This window comes from Paenibacillus sp. 01T442, from assembly GCF_056398345.1.
The window spans coordinates 1-21292 of the sequence record NZ_JBFTPF010000016.1 but is presented as its reverse complement, the minus strand read 5'-3'; the positions used below and the strand labels follow the sequence as shown (position 1 = coordinate 21292).

Annotated in this window: 15 protein-coding genes and 1 pseudogene; 10 read left to right on the top strand and 6 right to left on the bottom strand. The window is 43.3% G+C overall.

What is annotated here, in order from left to right:
• Nucleotides 1-126: 126 nt before the first annotated feature.
• The 3 genes from AC1DLM_RS15570 (at nt 127) to AC1DLM_RS15560 (ending at nt 2347) form a co-directional block, all read left to right on the top strand.
• Complete coding sequence (locus AC1DLM_RS15570; RefSeq protein ID WP_441992258.1) at nt 127-717, top strand: DUF1989 domain-containing protein; 591 nt, start codon at nt 127-129, stop codon at nt 715-717.
• Between the two features lie 70 nt (nt 718-787).
• The gene (locus AC1DLM_RS15565; protein ID WP_441992259.1) at nt 788-1417 is read left to right on the top strand and encodes a LysE family translocator; all 630 of its coding nucleotides are present in this window, start codon (nt 788-790) and stop codon (nt 1415-1417) included.
• Nucleotides 1418-1519: 102 nt separating this feature from the next.
• Nucleotides 1520-2347, top strand: a complete 828-nt coding sequence (locus AC1DLM_RS15560) for a YqcI/YcgG family protein (protein WP_477570473.1) — start codon at nt 1520-1522, stop codon at nt 2345-2347.
• Here the strand turns inward: AC1DLM_RS15560 and AC1DLM_RS15555 are convergent.
• Nucleotides 2301-3641 (bottom strand): amino acid permease, encoded by a 1341-nt coding sequence (locus AC1DLM_RS15555; RefSeq protein WP_441992261.1) that lies wholly within the window; start codon nt 3639-3641, stop codon nt 2301-2303. The two genes, AC1DLM_RS15560 and AC1DLM_RS15555, sit on opposite strands and share 47 nt — an antisense overlap.
• 89 nt (nt 3642-3730) lie before the next feature.
• On the bottom strand, nt 3731-4369 hold the full coding sequence (locus AC1DLM_RS15550; protein ID WP_441992262.1) for a spore coat protein: 639 nt from the start codon (nt 4367-4369) through the stop codon (nt 3731-3733).
• Between the two features lie 159 nt (nt 4370-4528).
• On the opposite strand from AC1DLM_RS15550, the pseudogene AC1DLM_RS15545 reads away from it, so the two are divergent.
• A pseudogene (locus AC1DLM_RS15545) lies at nt 4529-4597 on the top strand (Uma2 family endonuclease); the annotation flags it as partial.
• A gap of 278 nt (nt 4598-4875) precedes the next feature.
• Here the strand turns inward: AC1DLM_RS15545 and AC1DLM_RS15540 are convergent.
• From AC1DLM_RS15540 to yhbH, 3 genes are all read right to left on the bottom strand, one after another.
• A complete protein-coding gene (locus AC1DLM_RS15540; protein ID WP_441992263.1) occupies nt 4876-5052 on the bottom strand; it encodes a YjfB family protein in 177 nt (58 codons plus the stop codon).
• A gap of 117 nt (nt 5053-5169) precedes the next feature.
• Complete coding sequence (locus AC1DLM_RS15535; protein ID WP_441992264.1) at nt 5170-6603, bottom strand: SpoVR family protein; 1434 nt, start codon at nt 6601-6603, stop codon at nt 5170-5172.
• Nucleotides 6600-7757: a sporulation protein YhbH gene (gene yhbH / locus AC1DLM_RS15530; RefSeq protein WP_477570472.1), complete on the bottom strand. Its 1158-nt coding sequence runs from the start codon at nt 7755-7757 to the stop codon at nt 6600-6602. Before yhbH ends, AC1DLM_RS15535 begins: the two co-directional genes overlap by 4 nt.
• A gap of 186 nt (nt 7758-7943) precedes the next feature.
• On the opposite strand from yhbH, the gene AC1DLM_RS15525 reads away from it, so the two are divergent.
• Entirely contained in the window at nt 7944-8507 is a 564-nt protein-coding gene (locus AC1DLM_RS15525; RefSeq protein ID WP_441992265.1) for a Uma2 family endonuclease, read from the top strand.
• 86 nt (nt 8508-8593) lie between these two features.
• Entirely contained in the window at nt 8594-9625 is a 1032-nt protein-coding gene (locus AC1DLM_RS15520) for a DUF7309 domain-containing protein (RefSeq protein WP_441992266.1), read from the top strand.
• A 123-nt stretch (nt 9626-9748) separates the two neighbouring features.
• On the opposite strand, the gene AC1DLM_RS15515 is transcribed toward AC1DLM_RS15520, so the two are convergent.
• Nucleotides 9749-11020, bottom strand: a complete 1272-nt coding sequence (locus AC1DLM_RS15515) for a HupE/UreJ family protein (protein ID WP_477570471.1) — start codon at nt 11018-11020, stop codon at nt 9749-9751.
• Between the two features lie 316 nt (nt 11021-11336).
• Between AC1DLM_RS15515 and AC1DLM_RS15510 the strand changes: the two genes are divergently transcribed.
• From AC1DLM_RS15510 to AC1DLM_RS15495, 4 genes are all read left to right on the top strand, one after another.
• Complete coding sequence (locus AC1DLM_RS15510) at nt 11337-18146, top strand: S-layer homology domain-containing protein (protein ID WP_477570470.1); 6810 nt, start codon at nt 11337-11339, stop codon at nt 18144-18146.
• A gap of 157 nt (nt 18147-18303) precedes the next feature.
• Entirely contained in the window at nt 18304-19350 is a 1047-nt protein-coding gene (locus AC1DLM_RS15505; RefSeq protein WP_441992269.1) for a Wadjet anti-phage system protein JetD domain-containing protein, read from the top strand.
• A complete protein-coding gene (locus AC1DLM_RS15500; RefSeq protein ID WP_441992270.1) occupies nt 19338-20864 on the top strand; it encodes a replicative DNA helicase in 1527 nt (508 codons plus the stop codon). The genes AC1DLM_RS15505 and AC1DLM_RS15500 overlap by 13 nt, the downstream gene beginning before the upstream one ends.
• A partial coding sequence (locus tag AC1DLM_RS15495) for a DUF6063 family protein (protein WP_477570469.1) occupies nt 20848-21292 on the top strand: 445 nt, incomplete at its 3' end. The genes AC1DLM_RS15500 and AC1DLM_RS15495, both read left to right, overlap by 17 nt.

The window sequence follows — 21292 nt, the reverse complement described above, 5'->3', positions numbered from 1 at the left end:
TGGGCTTTCTCTTTTTGTAAAATGCCGTTATGGCATTCCGCGGGCGCTTTGCTCGCAATTTATCATAAATCCACAAAGGATAAGCCATACTGTAAGAGGAACTTACCTAAGTTTAGGAGGACACGAATGAGTAAACAACATTGGCAAATCCCGGCTACAGAGGGTTTCGGTCTCCAGATCAAGAAGGGCCAAGTGATTCGGGTTACCGATGTAGAAGGAGAACAAGTTGCGGACTTTGTGGCCTATCGTGAGGATGATATCAGCGAGCGACTTGACCCTAGTGTTACTATGGACGCTTTACATGCGATGAAAGTGAAGCCCGGGGATATGATCTACTCCAATAAATATACCCCTATGCTCACTATTATGAAGGATACGGTAGGACAGCACGATTTTATCAACTCGGCCTGTCGGCCTGAAATGTATGAGCTGCTGTACAATAAGCAAGACCATACCAGCTGTTATACGAACTTAAATGAAGCATTGGCATCATTTGAGATCCCTGCTCCAGATCAGCATTATCCCTTTAATTTATTCATGAACACCATCATTCAGCCATCTGGACAAATTAGTGTTGAGAAGCCTCTATCCAAAGCTGGAGATTATATCGAGCTTCGTGCAGAAATGGATCTAGTTGTGGCTATATCTGCTTGTCCCTGCGCAGAAAGTCTCTGCAATGGATACAAATGCACACCTATTCACGTTGACATCATTTGATCTTCTAATGGATTAGTGCCTCTCATACAATAACTTGTACAAGTTATTTGCTAATCAGGGGGCGAAGTCTATGGATGCTTTTATCACTTATCTGTTTCTTGGAATTTCGCTATCGGCACCAATCGGTCCTATTAACGCCGCACAACTCGACAAGGGAGCCAGATTTGGCTTTACTGGGGCGTGGTTGATCGGATTGGGCGCGATGTGTGCCGATTTATTGTATATGCTGCTTATTTATTTTGGATTAGCCCATTTCTTGACGACCCCGTTTATGAAAACATTTCTATGGTTGTTTGGCTGTTTTGTACTTATCTACACGGGTATTGATACATTAAGAAACGTGCAGAAAACCCAGGAAGCTAACTCTCGTGACGCCCAATCCAGCGGCGTAAGCTCCTTCCGTTCTGGATTTATTATGGCACTTACCAATCCGCTGAATATCTTATTTTGGCTCGGCATTTATGGCTCCATTTTAGCCGAAAGTGTGCAGAATTATGGCCTTACCCAGGTGCTTTGGCATACCTCCGGCATCTTTGCAGGCATTCTTCTGTGGGATGTTGCTATGGCCACGCTCGCCAGCTCCTTCCACAAGTTCGGGAATCGCACGACCCTGCAAACGATTTCTGTCATAGCTGGCCTTTCTCTCATTGGCTTCGGTATGTACTTCGGTTATCAAGCTTATAAGCAGCTAACTGGTTAGACAGAGGTTTACACGTCCAGTTGTATCTCCTAACCGAGATACTCACCCATCTTTTCTCCTTCGCATAGTATGCTTCGTACTCGCGAAGGAGGCTATCATGACATGGCTGATCTATACGCCAAAGACTGGCTTAATACACATATGAACACCCTTGCCCCATGGCAGCAGGACGCTTTTCGTCAATTCGGCAATATGATTGCGGATTCAGGAAATACGTACCCTTGTATACCTGGCCGTCAAGGCTTTCTTACCAATAACCTGCGATTCGGTTTTGCTGCGGATCCGAGATCAGAGCAAGCTGCCCTCGACGCCTCGCAGCTCCTTCAGGCATATGGCAGATGCTCGCGGGAAACTGGTAAATTTGCCTCGCTGGTTATATTTTTTCATACACCAACAGACATGCTGAATAGCTTCTCAGTAGAAGACTACGAGKGGCTATTTTGGTCTGTTTTAAGCCGAATCAGCGCCAAAGATGAGGCGCCTTGGCCTGAACATATATCAAAGGATCCTTCGCACCATTCTTGGGAATTCTGCCATGATGGGCAGCCGTATTTCTCCTTTTGCGGGACACCTGCCCATGTGGTTAGGAAGAGTCGAATGTTTCCGCATTTCCTCATTGCCTTCCAACCGCGATGGGTGTTTGAAGAAATCAACGATACTACCCCTTTTGGACGTAATATGAAAAAACGCATTCGCCAAAAATTAGAGGCGTACGACGGTATCCCCGCACATCCTTCACTGAAATGGTACGGGCAAGAGGATAACCAAGAATGGAAGCAATATTTCTTACGTGATGACGAAAGCGTCCCTTCTAAATGTCCGTACACGTTTATGAAAAATAAATTAAAAGCTGTGGGCGTGCTATTTCATAAATAKGATATCGTTAAGCAGGCTCTCTTCGTTCTGATTTATGCTTCATCCACAACGTAATTAGGATAATTACCATGACGATAAGAAGGCTACTCCAAAACCCAGCTCGATCGGTTTTCTCCAAGAGTGGACCCGTAACTGCTGCCAAGATAAGAAGGATAGCGATCCAAGATTTAAGTTGCCCGCTAAGGTTTGGCCGAAGTTGTTTCAGATACGATGCGACGATAAGCAACCACGTATATAGGAGTACCAAGCCCCCAGCCGTGGTTATTTGTTCAAAGATTTGGCTTGGCATGACTAGCGCAAGGACGATAGAAACACATAACCCGATCGTATTCACACCTAGTGCATACAGTGGTAACTGCTTCTTGCCTTTCCTATTAGCCAGCCATGGCGGGGCATCGCCGCCTTCCGCTAAAGCTACCAGCATCGTTGATACGCCATATAGTGAGGCAACGAGGATAGAAAATCCTGCAATAATCAGTACGCCATTCATCATGTGCACGAGAATAGGTAATCCCATGAAGTCAAGAGCGAGAAGCAGCGGACTTTTATCAGGCGTTAAATGATCCTTGGTCATAAAAAGAAGTGCTAAACTAATAGAGAACACATAGAGCACTGTGATCGTAAGCAGCATAAGCCTCCCAGCCTTAGAGGCTTCTTTGGGATTTCGCAAATGGATGGCCATAAAACCCATGACCTCTATGCCGCTAAATGCATAAAACGCATATAAAAGCCCTTTCCATGCGCCGGTCCATCCTGAAGCAAACCAATGAGCATGAGCGCTACTACCCTGAATGGGCTGAATGATGTGGGTTCCTTTGAGGAAAGTAATCCCTGCGATTACGATGAATAGGAGTAATGCCGTGATTTTTACAATGGCGCATATATTCTCAGTTTTGTTAATGCCTTTCGAGCCAAGAATAACAACTAATAGGGCCAGGAACGAGTAAATCGCAGTCAACAACCAGAGTGGCAAATTAGGAAACCAGAATTGCGTGAAAATCCCAATTGCCGTTAAGGAACTGCCTAAAATGAGCATCTCCGAGGACCAATACAACCATCCCACGCCAAAGCCTGCCCAGCGGCCAAATGCTTCCCTAACATAATTCCGAAAAGATCCTTTTTCAGGGTTGGCAGCCGTCATCTGTGCTAAGGCTTCATAGACAAATAAGGTTGCTAACGCTGCCAAAAGAAATATAACGACAACAAAATAACCGCTCTTTTGAATGGCGATGCTAGAACCAAGGAAGAAACCAGTTCCTATTGTGCAACCAATACCGAATAAAGCTAACTGCCACCAGGATAGCTTGTTTGTGTTGTTGTTACTGTTGTTATGCCGCAATGTTGCCATCCGTGATTGACCTCCATAACCCTGGCTACAAATATGAGAAAGCCCAAGCAGCGGCCTTGGGGCCGATGCTGGGCTTCACAAGCTGCTAGCTAGTGCACAGAGGCTGCCCCTCTGTTATTCGGCGGCATTTGTGGGGCTCCGGTTGCGGGAACGAATGCGGTCAGCATGCTTTGCATATCGGAAGCTTCTAATTGTGGCACCTGGTAGTAGGCAAGTCTATTTTGATAAAGGAAGATTTCATAAGCCATTTCTATAAAATTTTGTACCTGAGAGGCTAATACGCGCCGAACAACGGGATTCGTCACTTCCACGGCGGTCATGGTTAGCAACGACGCATGTGTTTTGACCAGGCCAAGCATATGCCCGCTAATTCCTGCATCTTTCACATCAGCGAGCGACTGGTTGGGCTTTTTCGGCTGAGTTGGCTTAATGCCATAGATCGGATCCGATAACTGCCTAATCATATACGTGGACGTTTCTTGGCTTGGCTTTTGCCCGGTTGTGAAGCATTCAACGGTTAAATTGTACTGGGCAAGTGTGAACTGGTATTGACGATCCAGAATGTCCAGCAGCTCGCTATCTTGTACAAACTGTCTAAACATCATGAATTGGTCCAGTACATTGATGGTACAGGCCAGCACCTCATGTAAATCGAATAGTTCATGACCGCCGTGGTTGGTACTCGGTGTAGTTTGCGTTTGATAATTAGGTTGTATTTCCTGTTGCATAACGAAGTCTCCTTTGGTGTTTAGGTAATGTAACTTCATTAATGTTGGTCTCAGCTCGTTGGTTTATACATGGCTATAACATCTATTGGCAATTGCTCACTTATAAGGAAGCCGCCGGTGTAAAGTTGGCAACGACTAACTTGATCATGCGAGAAGTTTAATTTATATCAGAAATATGGGGTACAGGAGTATTGGATTATCGATCCAGGAAACCGTACGGTTATTTAATTTAGAATAGAGATTTAGTCTCAGAGCTCCAGAAGGCGGGGATTAATAAGAGACCTACGTTGCCGAAGGGAACGTAGGTCTCTTATTTGCTCTTAAATCGAGTTTTTTGATAAGGAAGGGAATGTAGGTTCGCTATTTCCGTATGGAATGACCTTTTTTAGACAAATTCGCGCAAATAGTGCACCCACGTTCCGTTAACATGCGAAAATGACTGATTTCATTAGAATAGCGCACTGACGTTCCGCAATATGTGGCTGCCCCGTCGCAGAGAGGTGGGTTTAAACACTTATATCAAGATTTCCGCCTAAGTTCGGCTGCACACTGCGTTTAATTAATTGGACCACTTGTTGGCCTTGTTCGGCCATTTGCTCTTTCGCCATTTTCAAAACGCTTATTCCAACTGCTTGGGATAAATTGTTTTGGGCTAATGACATTGACATAGCTGGAATGTCCATGAGGTTCCTCCTTTAGTTCTGAGTAGCTAACCATTACTATATCGGAATATTGACCTGCTATTTTTAGCGAGATACATGCACACCCAAAAGCCCAACCCCTCAGGGTTGGGCTTTCTCTCACAAAAATCTCCGATGATGCTTCTTCCCATCAAAACTAAACAACACCGGCTTATCCTCCACCAACGTGTGCATATGAATGGTTTTACCCCACAGCTTATAAATATACGGCAACGTCCGCTCGACATATTTCAAATCCAGCTCCACGCCTTCAAAAGCATGCTTCAAGTAAAGCTCCCCGTTGCGCTGATAGTCCMCATCTTCGACCACGATGTAAGGGAAACCACCATTCACTCTGGAGTAAATAAGCTGATCCCGCGTATTTTCCCATGTTTTGTCTGTGATTTTCCACTCAGGGCCTTTCTTCTCAAACACGTACAGATCTAACTCTTCAACCAGTGGTTTATTCAAATAGTTACGGATAAACGAGGTATCAGATTCATATTCGCGAACTTCGAAGATTTTTTTCCTGCCTTGCCCAGGCTGCCGCCCGAATCTGCGGATTTCTTCATCCGTCGGAGCATCCCAATGCTTTTCGATGTCTTCAAAAATTTTGACACCCAGATAATAAGGATTTAATGAATGGCGAGAGGGAACGACGACGGAGGAGTTCAGCTTGGAGTACTCGATCGTTTCTTCCTCGGTCAAATCCAGCTCACGCAGGATATGTTGATGCCAGTAGGAAGCCCAGCCTTCGTTCATGATTTTGGTTTCAAGCTGCGGCCAGAAGTAGAGCATTTCATCGCGCAGCATGGTCAGGATATCCCGTTGCCATTCCTCCATATATGGGGCATTTTCCTCTATAAAAAGAAGGAGATCCTTCTCCGGTTTCGGTGGAAAACGCTTCGTATCTTCTTTATCCAAGGAGACAATAGGCTTGTTTCGACTATCTAAGTCCCATAAATCCTCATAGCCGTAAGTGGCTTCGCCTCGTACTGATGGTGTAGCGGCTTTGTTATTTTCTTGTCGTTTGCGAGTTTGGCCATAGGTTAGTGTTAATACAGGGTCAATATGCTCTTGGATGGCCAGAACGGCATCTATGAATTGTTCAACCTCATCGATACCATGTTCAATTTCATATTGGCGGATGCGTTCAGCCGTAGCGGACATGCTCTCGACCATGTTGCGATTCGTTTTGGAGAAGCGTGCGTTATTTTTGAAAAAGTCGCAGTGAGCGAGCACGTGCGCGACGATGAGTTTATTTTGAATCAGCGAATTTCCGTCTAAAAGGAAGGCGTAGCAGGGGTCCGAATTGATGACCAATTCGTAAATTTTACTAAGTCCAAAGTCGTACTGCGTTTTCATGCGATGAAAATTTTTACCAAAGCTCCAGTGACTGTAGCGTGTCGGCATCCCATAGGCACCGAAGGTGTAGATAATTTCTGCCGGACAGATTTCGTATCGCATAGGAAAGAAGTCGAGCCCAAAGCCCTTCGCGATCTCCGTGATTTCATCAATGGCATATTCCAGCTTCTGGATTTCGGATTTACTCACTGTGCAGGCACTCCTTCCTTTTTGGTAAAAAAGGTTTTCAACGCTTTATACACTTCACCTTTTTCACGGATGACGTAATGCAAAAATTTCGGATTGTTGATATGGCGGAAAGCGGACATCAGCGTAGAGCTGCGGTTATATTGATTCACTTCCCCGTAGCCAAACATATTCGAACGCTCCATTAATTGCGTAATTAACTTCACACAGCGCTCGTTATCTGATGTTAAATTATCGCCGTCCGAGAAATGAAAGGGATAGATATTGAACTGAGAAGGGGGGTACCTTTTATCAATAATATCAATAGCTGTTTGATAAGCCGAGGAACAGATCGTGCCCCCGCTCTCTCCTTTCGTGAAAAACTCTTCCTCTGTCACCTCTTTAGCCTCGGTATGATGCGCGATGAACACAATCTCAACGTTCTCGTATTTCGTGCGCAAGAAGCGGGTCATCCAGAAAAAGAAGCTGCGGGCTATGTACTTCTCGAAGGAGCCCATGGACCCAGAGGTATCCATCATGGCAATAATAAGCGCATTGGAGTGCGGTTTTTCGATTTCTTCCCAAGTTTTGAAACGCAAATCGTCTGGTGAAATATGGTGGATACCCGGCGAGCTGCCTCGCGAATTGCGGCGCATATTTTCGAGGATCGTCCGCTTCTTATCAATGTTGGACATGATCCCTTTTTTACGGATATCGTTGAAAATAACTTCGGTGGACGTCATGTTCCGCTTCTCTTTTTGCTGCAAATTCGGCAGCTCCAGTTCGGAGAAAAGCATCGCTTGCAGCTCTTCCATACTCACTTCGGCTTCGTAATAATCCTCGCCAGCTTGATCGCCARCACCTTCGCCTTTGCCTGGACCTTGGGCAGGCTGCGGGTCTGTTCCAAGTACATCGCCAACCTGTGAATCACCATCGCCTTGACCGACATGCTTGCCTTTGTTGAAGTTGTAGCGGAAGCGGTATTCGTCCAAACTTTTTATCGGTACCTTCACGACTTGTTTTCCATTGGACATGACGATGCTTTCGTCTGTAACGAGATCAGGAAGGTTCTGTTTAATTGCATCTTTGACCTTCTCTTGATGCCTGGTTTGATCTTGGTATCCTTTGCGGTGGAGTGACCAATCCTCTTTGGAAACGATAAATAAGGGTTCTGTCATGGGGACACCTCCTTGGCGTTTATGATAAGCAGAACGCTAATCAGACATAGGGGAATAAAGCTTGTTATTAAATATATTCAAGTATATGGGGGATATGTGGTGGTGGGCGGATTTTCTATTCAGCTTCGACTTTTCATTTGACTGTGTTAAAATAAGGGAAATATTGTAGAGAGCGAGGAACTTCTCATGAAAATGCCGGAACAGGATCATCGCTATAGATTTCAAGATCTACTTGAATGGGAAGGCAGATGGGAGTTAATTAATGGAGTTCCTTTTAACATGACACCTGCTCCTTCTACGACACATCAACGGATTCTAAGAAGTATATTTCTTGAACTCCATTCATTTCTCCAAGGTTCATTATGTGAGGTTTTTATCGCTCCGTTTGCTGTGAGATTAAGTGAGACTGAAGAATACGACAATCCGGATACAGTCTGTCAGCCAGATCTATCTGTCATTTGTAATCCATCCCAAATCGATGATAAGGGAGGCAAAGGCGCCCCTGAGCTCATTGTTGAAATATTATCTCCATCTACTGCGATTAAAGATAGAAACCAAAAATTTAAAACATATGAGAAGTTTGGTGTTTTGGAATATTGGATTGTTGACCCTGCGCATCAAACTGTTGAGGTGTATGGATTAGAAGAGGGTTCGTTTCAAAAGCGAGAAGTTTTTGGAAGAGAGGACAAGTTGTGTTCATTTGCTTTTTCAGAGTGTGTTTTTGAATTGGAAAGGATATTCCGATTGTAATTTTTGACGTTTTAAATGGCTGAAGGATCTGGGTTTCAAAGTGGAAATTAGTTTCTAAAATGTAATGGATGGGAGCAATAGAATTAATGTATCAGTTGAATACGAAATTAGAGCAGTGGCAAACTCTGTATGATGCGGCAGCAGCATTTAAAAAAGCTGAATGTTGGAGTTATTTTACAAATGCTCATATTTTTGGTGTAGAGAATCCGGTGAATGGGGAGATCGGTTATTGCTGCATTATGGGCAACGGAGGCGAGCTATACGGTCTGGCTGTATATTTAGGAACAGAAGGCCTTGAGACTCTTTTTAAAATGATGGATGGAGAAACGGACATAGATCTGATGTACTCACAGTATTGCTTGATGCTTTCTTTCGACAGTAGGACTGAGTTGTATCCAGACGAGCTGAAACAAATAAAAGAGCTTGGTCTGAAATTTCGAGGAGCAAATGCTTGGCCAACGTTTCGATTTTATGAGCCAGGATTTGTTCCATGGCCAATTCAAAATGAAGAACAAGTGCAATTTCTAAGTTTGGCATTGCAACAAGCGATTGAAGTCGTCCAAGTCTACAAATCCAACCCAGATGCCATTATTCGAGAAGAGGACGATACTTTCCTTACAAGAGTTTCTAAACGAGATCGGAAGAATCTAGTTTGGTCGGATCAATGGATCAAACCAAAGCCTTTAAATAAAGCAAATGATTACGTGGTAACGCCGCTAGATGAACTTCGTCTGGCCAAGGCAAAAAGATCGCTTAAAGGGATTGCAGGGATATGGGAAATCGATTGTTTCTTTGCACCTATGCCTATTGATGAAGGGGATAGGCCCTTCTACCCGATGATGGGCCTGATCGTTGATCAAGAGTCCGAACAAATCTTGCAATACGGGTTAACTGAAAAATTTGGAATACCCGATAAAATAGCAGGGCTATTGCTAGAGCTGATTGAAAAAGCTCAAGTCATTCCCAAAGAAATAGGGGTATGTAATGAAGAGACTTTTCATTACATAAGGCAAATTCTAAAGGCATTTGAAATTAAAGCGTACTTAACAAATGTACTTCCGGCATTGGAGGAAGCGAAAGAAGGAATGTTAGATTACTTTCGTAGTGGAAGAAGATAAATAAAGCGCGTAATAATGAAGAGTAAATAAAAAGTCTGTCTAATCTCCCGCGGCTACGCATGGGAGATCAGGCAGACTTTTTCATTTATTCCACCTACAATTTACCCTCTAACTTCAACTATATTAAAAAAACAGTCGTTCAATCAACCAAAACCCGCCTAGCGCTGTGATCGCATAGGAGCCGACATGAATTGTAGGCCGGAAGAATGATTTTTTCTGTATGAAGATCAGAATAGGAAGCAGAACAAGGACAAGGCATAGTTGGATGAATTCAATCCCCAGATTAAAGCTAATAAGATCTACAGCTAAATGGCTTTTGGGCAGGCCCATTTCACGCAATATTTCGGAGAAGCCAATTCCATGAATAAGCCCGAATAAGAAAGTTACGATCCAGCGGTTACGCATTTCTTTTCGGAAAATATTTTCCAATGCAACATAACAAATACTTAAGGCAATCACAGACTCAACGATGCGTGATGGAAGACTGATATAACCAAGCACAGCGAGCGTCAGCGTAATACTGTGTGCGAGGGTGAAAGCCGTAATAATCGAAACATATTGCTTAAAGCTTTGTTTACGAAGCAGTAGAGCAAACAGAAATAACAAATGATCGTAACCCGTTAATATATGATGGATACCCAGCTTGAAGAAGGAGAACCAGCTTGAGGAAGCCGAAGTTGCAGACTTCTCATGCATTGTATTCGTCGGTTGGGCACTAGATGGCGCGGAACTCCCGTTGGTATCTTTTGGCTGGTTTTGCTGATTGTGTAGAAGTGTTTGATCCATCTGTGTAGGGTTAACTTGTGTTGAATTAGAGAGTTGCTGTTGCTGTTGTTGTTCAGTTAGGAGTAAGGTCCATGTGCGATTCTTACCTTGAAGGACAGTTTCGCTGACTTGATCTCCATGTCGTGAAGTGATCAGATTTACATAGGCTGATGCAGCAGGGTTTGCATACAGTCCGTCGAGAATTGTAATCGATTGTCCTGCTGTAAATGCGGGATAGATTAAATCCCAAGTAAGAACTTCCTTGTCCCCTTTCTTGCCAAGCTTTAAATCGGTTAGTTCCGCCGCTTGTTCTCTTCCATTCATTTCGAGAACAAGACTGTCGTCAATCCATTCCTCTAATCGATGTTTGTTCTTCTCCAGTTCATCTGCATCCAAAATACCATTTTTATTGGCATCAACATCCATACTCTCAATAACCGAAATTACATCAAGTGAAAAGGAAAAGTCTGTTTTATCTTGTTCAAAAGAAATCGTCGTATAGCTCGCACTGAGTGCATGAGCCGAGGCTTTAAGACTATACGTGTATAACAAGAATGTAACTAAACATGTAACGACCGCTGTGATTCGGATAGCCCGCATGAATCTGAAATTATTTTTTTGAGCCAACAAAGAAGTTCCCCCTCGAAGTTATACATGTGAAGCATGACCAATTAACCTACGTTTAAATAATAAACGACAATCTTCTTCGCAGTATTAAGCTTGTGTAAGCTTTAAGTAAATACATTTACAAATAAATAACCTCCGGTTAATAAAGCCCGAATGAAAAACATGTAAGCTTATCAAAGTACGCCCAATTCAACGAGAAAGGAACAACATGCGAGGGATCTGATGAAATCAAAGGGTAATCTGAAGGGGAAAGAAGATTGTAAGAGTAATTTGAAAGTTCGTGAACGCTATGTATAGAGTAACGAGGAGGAAATTATTAATGATTGCTTTGTTTAACACGTATAAGAAATGGACAAGCACTGGGTTAGCTATTCTTTTGCTTATGGGTTCATTGCTTCCTGTGAGTGGGTTGCAACTACCGAAGGCGAGTGCTGCTGCCAATCATGTTGTAATAAGCCAGATTTATGGTGGGGGAGGTAATGGTGGGGCAACTTATACAAATGACTTTATTGAGCTTTATAATCCAACAGATGCAGAAGTTGATTTGACTGGATACTCAGTTCAATATGCCTCTGCAGCGAGCGCTTTTTCAACTTATATTACTTCACTTACAGGCAAAACGATAAAGGCTCATGGCTTCCTATTGGTACAAGAAGCAAGTAATGCTGCAGTTGGCACTGCCCTTCCAACACCTGATGTTACGGGGAACATTGCCATGGCTGTCGGTGCAGGAAAAGTAGCATTAGCTAGTAAAACGACATTAATATCTGGAAAAACTGACCCTGCGGTTCTTGATTTTGTAGGGTATGGTCCAACTGCGAGCGAATCAGAAGGATCACCTACTTCGATATTAGTAAGCACTACAAGTGCGCAACGTAAAGCCGAAGATGGCAGCAATTCAGCTGCTGAGAAAGGCGCTGGTTGGGATACCGATAATAACAATACGGACTTCGTGGTGGGTCCGATAATTACACCTAGAAATTCTGCCACTCCAGCAGTTGTCGTTACGAAAAGTTCACAACCCATTCCACAAAACATTCAGTTTACAAATCAAGGTACGCTCGGGACTGTAGTTGGTTACACAGCTTCAGTTACGGCTTCTACTTATGTATCCTTATATGTAAGCAATCCGGATACCGCAAGCGTAGCAGTCACGAATGCAGTGTATGCAGATGGTAATGGTGAATTTAATTTAACATTTGATAATACAGCAAACAAAACGCAAGTCTATATGACAACCAAAGAAACAGGTAAAACAGAAAGCAGCGCAGTTATGATTAATTTGGCTGCGGAAAGCGCTGGATTAAACGCTAGCAAACTGAGTTATTTTGTTGATCCAAACACGCATGTTGGTAAAGTTACTGGTTCTGGGGGTACGCCTGGTGCAGCGGCAGCGAACTCAAAGGTTTATGTGTATAACCTTGCTGCAGCAGGCAATCGCTTTACAACAACTACGGATGGCAAAGACTATGTTGTTTCAGCTGCGGACGGCTCGTTCACATTTACATTTAATGCTGGAACCGACGACGTCTATGTCTCACAGTTAACATCTGGTGCAAATGGTATTAGCTTGGAAAGTTCTGTCACGAAGATTACGAAAGCTGATACTACGGTAGTTACGCCGATTAGCAGTTTGCGGACGAATGACAGCAATGGAAAGTCTGATAAAATAAATCAGATTTTTACCATACAAGGTGTTGTTATTGGCAATAACGAGGTAACAGCAGCTAACACTTTTTATATGCAAGACGATACGGGAGGCATAGCTGTATTCGGAGCTCTTCCTAGTGGTGTGACCGTTTCTCAAGGTGATGTAGTTGAGGTTACAGGCGCTGTTCAATTCTATAACGGTTTGACAGAAATTACGCCTACTTCAGTAGTTAAGAAGGGAACGGGTACCCTKCCGCTTCCTAAAAATGCTACAATTGTTGATTTAATCGATAATACGAAAGCTGAGCCGCTGGAAGGATCTCTAGTTAAATTTACAGGTAAAGTTACTGACATTCCTGCTATTTCGGGTAATGGATATAACATAACTGTAGCAGATGCAGCAGGTAAAACCATTACCCTTAGGGTAACGACTGCAAGTGGCATCAACACGACAACAAACATACAAAAGGATTCTACGTATACATTTACGGGAATCTTCAGTCAGTATGACTCCAGTTCCCCCTACAATAGTGGATACCAGGTATTCCCAAGATCGGTAGCGGATGTGACGGAGATTAAAGAACTTACGCTTTCTCACCAGCCAACAACCCAAGCCTATATCAATACGGATATCAAATTCATTGCAACGGCCAAGAATGCAAATTCCGTTGTAATCTATTACCGAGCAACTGGTGGTACTACGTATTCAGCTTTACCTATGACTTCATCAGATCAAAGTTCCTATAGCGTAACTTTACCGGCAGCATTGGTCCCTGCTGGAAGTACTTTTGACTACTACATTGAAGCTAAAGACGCAACAACTACGAAACAGTCAGGTTCACCGACAACGCCTAATGTGGTTTCGGTAGTAGCGGATACGTTTGCGCCGCAATTTATGGATGAAACACCGATTCAAGGTACGAAGACTGAGGATAGACAGCCATTAATCTCTGTTCAATATGTTGAACCAAGCGGTCTTGATTTAACTACGTTAGCTGTAACCCTGGATGGGCAACCTGTACAAGCAATAACTACAGCCGAGCAAATTCAGCTGCAAATCAATTCAGATTTGGCTATCGCTGATCATACCGTAATCGTAAATGTGAAGGATACGAAAGGGAATGCTGGTACTTATACATGGTCTTTCTCAGTAGTTCCCGTGTTTACCGGAGGAAATCACTATCGGGGTACAACACATAATCATACCGATATCTCTCACGATGCTTCAGGTACACCAGAACAAGCTTTACTAGCAGCTAAAGCGCATAATTATGATTACTTCGCTTTTTCCGATCATTCACATGACATTGATGCAGCTCTAGTAGGTCAAGATACCGTAGACCACAAAGGCTCACCTGAACGTACGGGTGGAGCGGATTGGCAGTTAACGAAGAATTTGGCGACACAATATACGCAAAATAATAATTTTGTTGTGTTCCCTGCTTTTGAAATGACCTCAACAACTTGGGGACATTCGAATGTTTTTGGAACAGAAAACTTTATTGATCGGAAGATGAATGGAGGTCAATACCAAGATTTAAGTAAATATTATGCATGGGTGCTGACTTACGATGATGTGGTTGCACAATTCAATCACCCGGATATGTCGGCTAATGCTTTTAACAATTTCATGCCTTACGATCGCAATGTGGATAAATTGTTTACCATGTTGGAGGTAGGCAATGGTTCAGGTCATTATGCTTATGCGAATGCGGAAGGGAAGTTCTTTAGCGCATTGGATCTCGGATGGCATGTCGCACCGACCTATGGTGAGGATAATCATGACGGTACTTGGGGTCAAACGAACGCTAGAACCGTAATCGTAGCTAATGATCTATCTCAAGAGTCATTGCTGCAATCCATGCGTAACATGCGCGTATACATGAGTGAAGATCCGAATTTTAGCTTGGATTTCCTTGCTAATGGCAGTTACATGGGTGCAACAGTCAAGGGAAGCACCTTAAACTTCTCCGTTTCCGGTAAGGATCCTGTTAAAGAAGTGAAGACGATGCCAGAATATAATTACCTTAGCAGTTCCTATAAGTCGGATGATCGCGTTGCCAAAGTAGAGTTGATTACGAATGGTAACAAAGTGGTACAATCCATTTCGCCGATGTCGGCTGATTTTACTTGGAATCCAACTGTAGATATCACTGGCGGCCAACAATGGTTTGTGGTAAAAGTAACGCAAATGGATGGCGAACGTATTTACTCAGCTCCAATCTGGTCTCAAGTTGTCACAACGGATGTGAAGATTAGCGGGATCAATGTGGTAGGCGACAGTATAGTTGGTGGAAGCCCGGCTACATTGGAAGCAGGTCTCACTAACTTAGGATCGCAAGATTTAACCAACTTGAATGTCCATTTTTACTATGACGCGGTAGATGCTGCGCACTTGATAGGTAATACTTCAGTTGCTTTGATATCATCTAAAGGAACGGCAACGGCTAGGGTGACATGGGCTGCTCCAATGGAGGGTGATCATACATTAATTGCTGTTCTTGATGCGCCTCCAGGTGATTCGCCGGCCGATAATCAATTCGTCCAAGCTGTGAAGATTAAGCCTTCGCTAGGTATTAAAGTAATGATTGATGCTTCTCACAAAAATGAGAATACAACACTTGATGCTGGTACTTACAAGGATAATATGAAAAGCTTCACAAAACAGCTGCAGCAGGAAGGTTATACGGTCGTTGAGAATACGACTGCAATTACTTCTTCATCACTAAGTGATGTGAAAGTACTGATGTTTACTCACCCAAGCGTTGCGTTAACTGCCGATGAAAGTGCAGCGATAGCCGCATTTGTGCAAGCAGGTGGATCTCTCTTACTAACAGAGAAAAGCAATAATAGTGCTAATCCTGCCATTAGCAACAACTTGCTCCAACAGATTGGATCGACCATCCAAGTAAGTAATGATGGCATTTTTGATACTAGTCTAGATGGGAATTTTTGGACACCACCTATTGGCACTAATACATTTACAGTGCGTCTACATCCTGGAATCGTTAAAAATTATATAACGGATCGGGCACTGACAGTAGAGTATTACAGTGGGGCAAGTCTTGAGAAAGTCGGTCATAGCGCACTCATAGACACCGATAAAGTGACTGTGTTAGTTAAAGGGAATGAAACAACGTTCCAGAATAACATCGGCAGTGGTGGATATTCCTACGATACAACGGATGATGGAAGCGGCGGTTCAGCTATTCCGGCTATTGCTTCTGAACAGGTTGGAAACGGCAGAATTATCGTCTCTGGGATGAATACTTTTAATGACAAGCAAATGGACGAATCMTATAATCCTAAAGGCAATAATGAACTGGGCTTAAATGCGATTAATTGGTTAGCTCATCGAGATACACAAGTAGATACCATTGCGAATGCTCGTACGAAAGCGGATGGAACCTCAGTAATTATTGAAGGTACTGTAGTTACAGGCTCGAACGTATTCTTCGATGCCTTCTATGTACAGGATGCGACTGGCGGGATAATGGCCTTTAAGGAACTGCCGGAGAACACTTTGGTTGAAGGGGATACCGTACGAATTTATGGGCAAATGAAAACTTTTGAAAATAATAAAGAATTGGACTTCGGTGCATTCAAATTAGATGTTATTAAAACAGGGCACGCGAATCCGATTGCGCCTCAGATGTTAACAACGGGTCAGGCTACCTTAGAACAAAATCAAGGACTGCTAGTGAAGGTTAGAGGAAGAGTGGTTTCCAAATTTGATGATAATTCTTATGTAATTAATGATGGAACTGGACCTGTTCTTGTGTTTACGGACGGCTATATTGTGAATCAAAGCGGGGCAGTTCCGAGTCTTGTTGTCGGTGATGCACTTGAAGCTGTAGGATTAGCAAGTAAAAATACAGAAGGTACTCGAATTCGCGTTCGGAATACGCAAGAATTATCGAAGATAAAAACAGAAACCGCTGTTTCTGGTACAACAATCGCTGTTACTAATGAACCTTTGACCATTAACGTTGGCTCAGGTATAACAGACGTCAAAATTTCAGTTCCCACTACGACAGATGGAACGACTAGAACGGCTACGCTCCCATTCTTAGAAGTTAATACAGTGAGTACATCATTGGGTGGGAATGTAAGTGTTGCTATTCCTGATGGCATTATAATTACAGCTCCAGATAACTGGGATGGGAAAATTAGACTTCCAGAAGTCCAAAGCAATAGCAGTGTATCTGTTAGCCATGCAAATGTGAACTCTGTTATTGAAGTCGGAGCACCAGGTGTAACGCTAACCTTTAATAAAGCAGTACGCCTTGTTGTTCCAGGTCAAGCAGGTAAATCAGCTGGTTATGTAAGAGATGGTGTGTTTCATGAAATAACCACTACACTTACTGCCGATAATCAGCCAACTGCTGATTTACTGCCAGATGGTGGCGAAGCTAAAATGAATGTTGGCAGCGACCTTGTTATTTGGACTAAACATTTCACACAATTTGTTAGTTACACTTCGGTAGATACAACGACTCCTACTGGGGGTGGCGGTGGAGCAGAACTTTCACCGAATACAGGTATCATTTATGCAACGAATGGCGGTACAGTAACCCTAAACGGGGCTAAAATTGCTGTTCCGACTGGTTCTGTTAATGGCAACGTTAGTAACTTCAAGGTAACTGTGAATAAAGTAGCGGATACGTCCAGCCTACCAATGGACTCGTCGTTGAAGCTGATTAGMGATGTCTTCGATATTACGAAAGATTTCACTGGTGAGTTCAGCAAATCGGTACAAATTACGTTGCCTTTTGATAAAAACAAAGTTGACATGAGTCAATCCTTAGTTAGTATTTATTGGTTAAATGAAGAAACAAAAAAATGGATTCAGTTAGAGAATCCGCAGTTAGATAGCAGTGGAGCTACGGTAACTGGTTCTGTGAATCATTTTACGAAGTTCGCGGTCCTAGCTTCTGCTAAACCAAGTACCCCTATTGCACTTTCTGACACGATGGGTCACTGGGCGGAAAAAAGCATTCTAGAGTTGGTTCAGAAGGGATCTATTCATGGATATCCAGATGGAACGTTTAAACCTGATACTAACATTACTAGAGCTGAATTCGTTTCGATCATTGTAAAAGCTTTTAATCTCAAAGAACAAGTGGGTAAGATATTTGCGGATACAAGTAATCATTGGGCGAAAACCGCAATAGCTACTGCCGCATCACAGGATATTATTAATGGTTATAGCGATACGGCTTTTGGTCCTGATGATACGATTAGCCGTGAGCAGATGGCCGCAATCATCGTTCGTGCCGCTMAAATTAGTTTGGTGGCAGAAGTATCTACCTTTACGGATCGTTCAGAGATTTCTGATTGGGCAAAAGAAGCGATTTCTGCTGCTAATGCGAAGGGATTAATGAATGGTTACGAGGATGGTACATTAAGACCAAAAGGGAAGGCAACTCGAGCTGAGGCAGCAACGATCATCTTGAGGGCGTTAGCTTTAAAGAAGTGATGTAATATCTATAAATCTGCCTGATCTCCCGCAGCCATGCATCGGAGATCAGGCGGATTTTTTCTTATTTCTGGAATCATCTTAAGACTAATGGTCTGAACGATCACAATCGGTTATGATGTAAGGTGGATATATTCTCTAATAGGAGCACAAATTCATGAACCCCAACGTTCGGATACGTTCATATCTACAAACTTTAAAGAAAACCAAAGTTGCTCTTCACGAACTAGAAGCTTTATTTCAAGGTCTGCCTTGTACCTATGAACAATTCGCTCAGTCGGTACTCGAGCTTGAATCGGATGAGATCTTACGGATGGTTCAGAAACAAGGGAGAACAATTAAACGACCAGCCCTTGCTTATCAATATAGTTTGCAGAAAAATCGGTTAAAAGTAGATACACACAAGGATATTCATCAGGCCAGACTGCTTTTGCATCCTGATATTCAACTGGATGCCTACTATTCGTTAGGAGCGGAAAATTGGGAGCAAGACAGGCACTATATTGAACGGGTCGATGCCTATTTGAAAAGAGAGAAGCTTCCAACCACCCCAGTACCAGCGCCAGAACGAAGCTTTGAGCTAGTCGCGGATGAGAAGTGGATAACAGAGAAGCAGGGGAAAGAGCTGCTGACTCGAATCGGTTTGTGGGACAAGCTTCTTATTATTCATGTAGAGGACCCCTTGATGTTTGCTGTGAATCCATATAATTTAACGGGTGTGATTCATAGGCATCTAATCGTTGAAAATAAAACAACGTATCAAGCGCTACTGCAGGCAATGCCTGATGTTCCGTTTACTACGCTAATTTTTGGCGGCGGATATCGTATAACGAGAAGCATTGAACTGCTGCCGATGCAGCTTCCGCTCAAGGATGCTGCGCATGAATTCTACTATTTTGGCGATATTGATAGAGAAGGCATCCATATTTGGCATCTATTTAATAAAAAGGTGCTTAAATATTTTGGTAAACCGGCTTTTCTTGCCCTCCCCTTTTACAGAGAATGTTTGAGCCGAGAGTTTGCTTATGGTAAAGAGAACCAACGGGGTAATGAGGAGGCACTGCAAGATTTTCTGTTTCATTTTACGGTGGAGGAACAAGAAACGATTAACCATTCTCTAGCAACGGGCGGCTATTTTCCCCAAGAAATATTACCTACACAAGAGCTTTGCAAGATTTGGAGGCACACAGCATGGACTACGTAGAAATTGGTCAGGTGATTTCCGGATTTCGGGAACGAATGACCAAGCTGGCACTTTTTGATCCGCTCTATGAGCTTCAGAGAAAGCGGCAAACAGATCGACAAAACAAACCAATCGATTTTATGGAACTTGGGCTGCTCTCGCTGCTTTATTTTTTTGAGCAGAAGTTGATGCGAAATAACAAGGCGGGTGTCAGAGACTTAGCCGAGTTTCTTTTGAAAGTGACGGGGCCCTTCATTGATCTAGACGATGCCGGATTTGAGGATCTGGCTAGGCAGATCACGCAAGTGTTTCGCCCGACGACAGGGAAGAAACGGGATTTTACGTTTATGAACTGGGAATCTGGGGTGCAGGAGCATATTTACATATCGATTCTGAAAGCGAATGCCTTCGATTTAAAAACGAATACGCAGTACTACACGCTCGACGAGGATGGGTTGGAGCTTATTTTTGCGACCAAAGAATTTTATACGGAATTCCAATTATCGATTCATCAACTGGTACTTCGTAAGCAACTTGAGAAGGGCGAATTCGAAGGCGCTCTGCGGCAAATCAATGAAATGCGGATCGACGTGGAAGCTTTGCAGGAGCGGATGGTCAAGCTGGAGCATGAGTTGAAAAGAAATATTGTGTCGGAGGAAACATTCGGACGATATAAAGGTCTGCTGGAAGATATTTATTTGCGCTTGCAAATGGAGAATGAGGAGTTTGAAGAATTACGACAATTCGTGAAAGAGACCAAGGATCGCGTTCAGGCTCAGACCGTTAGACAGGCGGATCAACGACCTTATGAGTTAATTTTACGGATATCCAATGAGCTTGAGAAGGTGCATGGCGAGCATTCTGTTCTTTTTCACCAGAGTATGGTGCTCAAATCACATGCTTTGGGCGCAGCACAAGAATCCTTATATTATACGGGACTGGACTCCTTTAATTTTGATCAGGATATTGCTTCGCTTATTTTTAGTACGCCGCTGCCATTGGAAACAATGAAGGGTGTGATAGCGCCGTTCTTACCGATTCAAGAGACGAAGATGTGGTCGCTTCTGACGGTGTGGTCTGAGCAAAATTTGCTGGAAGACAGCAGCGGACAGGAGCGGGATGACACGTTTCTAGTAATTGGTGGAGACAGTGATGAATATCGATACCAGACGATGCAGAAAAAGGTATATAAGATTCTGATGGAACAGCTCCTGCAAATGATGGAGGAGCAGGGACACGTCGAATTGAACTCTTTTATCCAACAGTACGAAGTGCGTGAACATGCGAAATTGCTTGGCGAGAGAGCTTTTTACGATTTTTGGATTTATTTGCATCAAAGAAGCCCCCTTCGGGCGGTGGAAGATGAGCAGCAGCAGAATGAGGAGCAGGCGACGTTGCTGGAAGATATGTATGCGCTTCTGGGAAGCCGCTGTTTGGTCGTTATTGAACAACAGGACATCATTAAAGTGAATGATAGGTTCAGCATACAGAATATGTTGATTTCATGGGGAGAACAGGATGACAATCGGACTTGAGAATGGAACAGTGATGAAAGCATTTCGAATTTATACCTTGCTCGCTCGTGATAACGAGGTGGGGAAAGAGTGGCTTCAAGCCTACATGGCGGACGACGTGGTTCGCGGACTTGTGGATCAATTTGCGCGAGAAGTTGATTGCGTAACGATCATTGCTGGCGAACAGTTGTATATGATTCCAGAGACAAGGCTATCGCCTTTTMATATGAATAATGAAGTAATTAAACGCACGTATCTGCGGGCGAACGCTGTGAATGCGGATCTTTATCTGATGTATGTCAGTATTATTGTGCTCATTGGCGCCTTCTATGACAGCTATCAAACGATGGAGCCCACGAGAAGTTTTATCGGGATTGAAGAGTGGACAGCGCTTGTGAATGAGCGAATAGCGTTATTGAAAACACATCCGGAAGCGGAATTAATAGAGG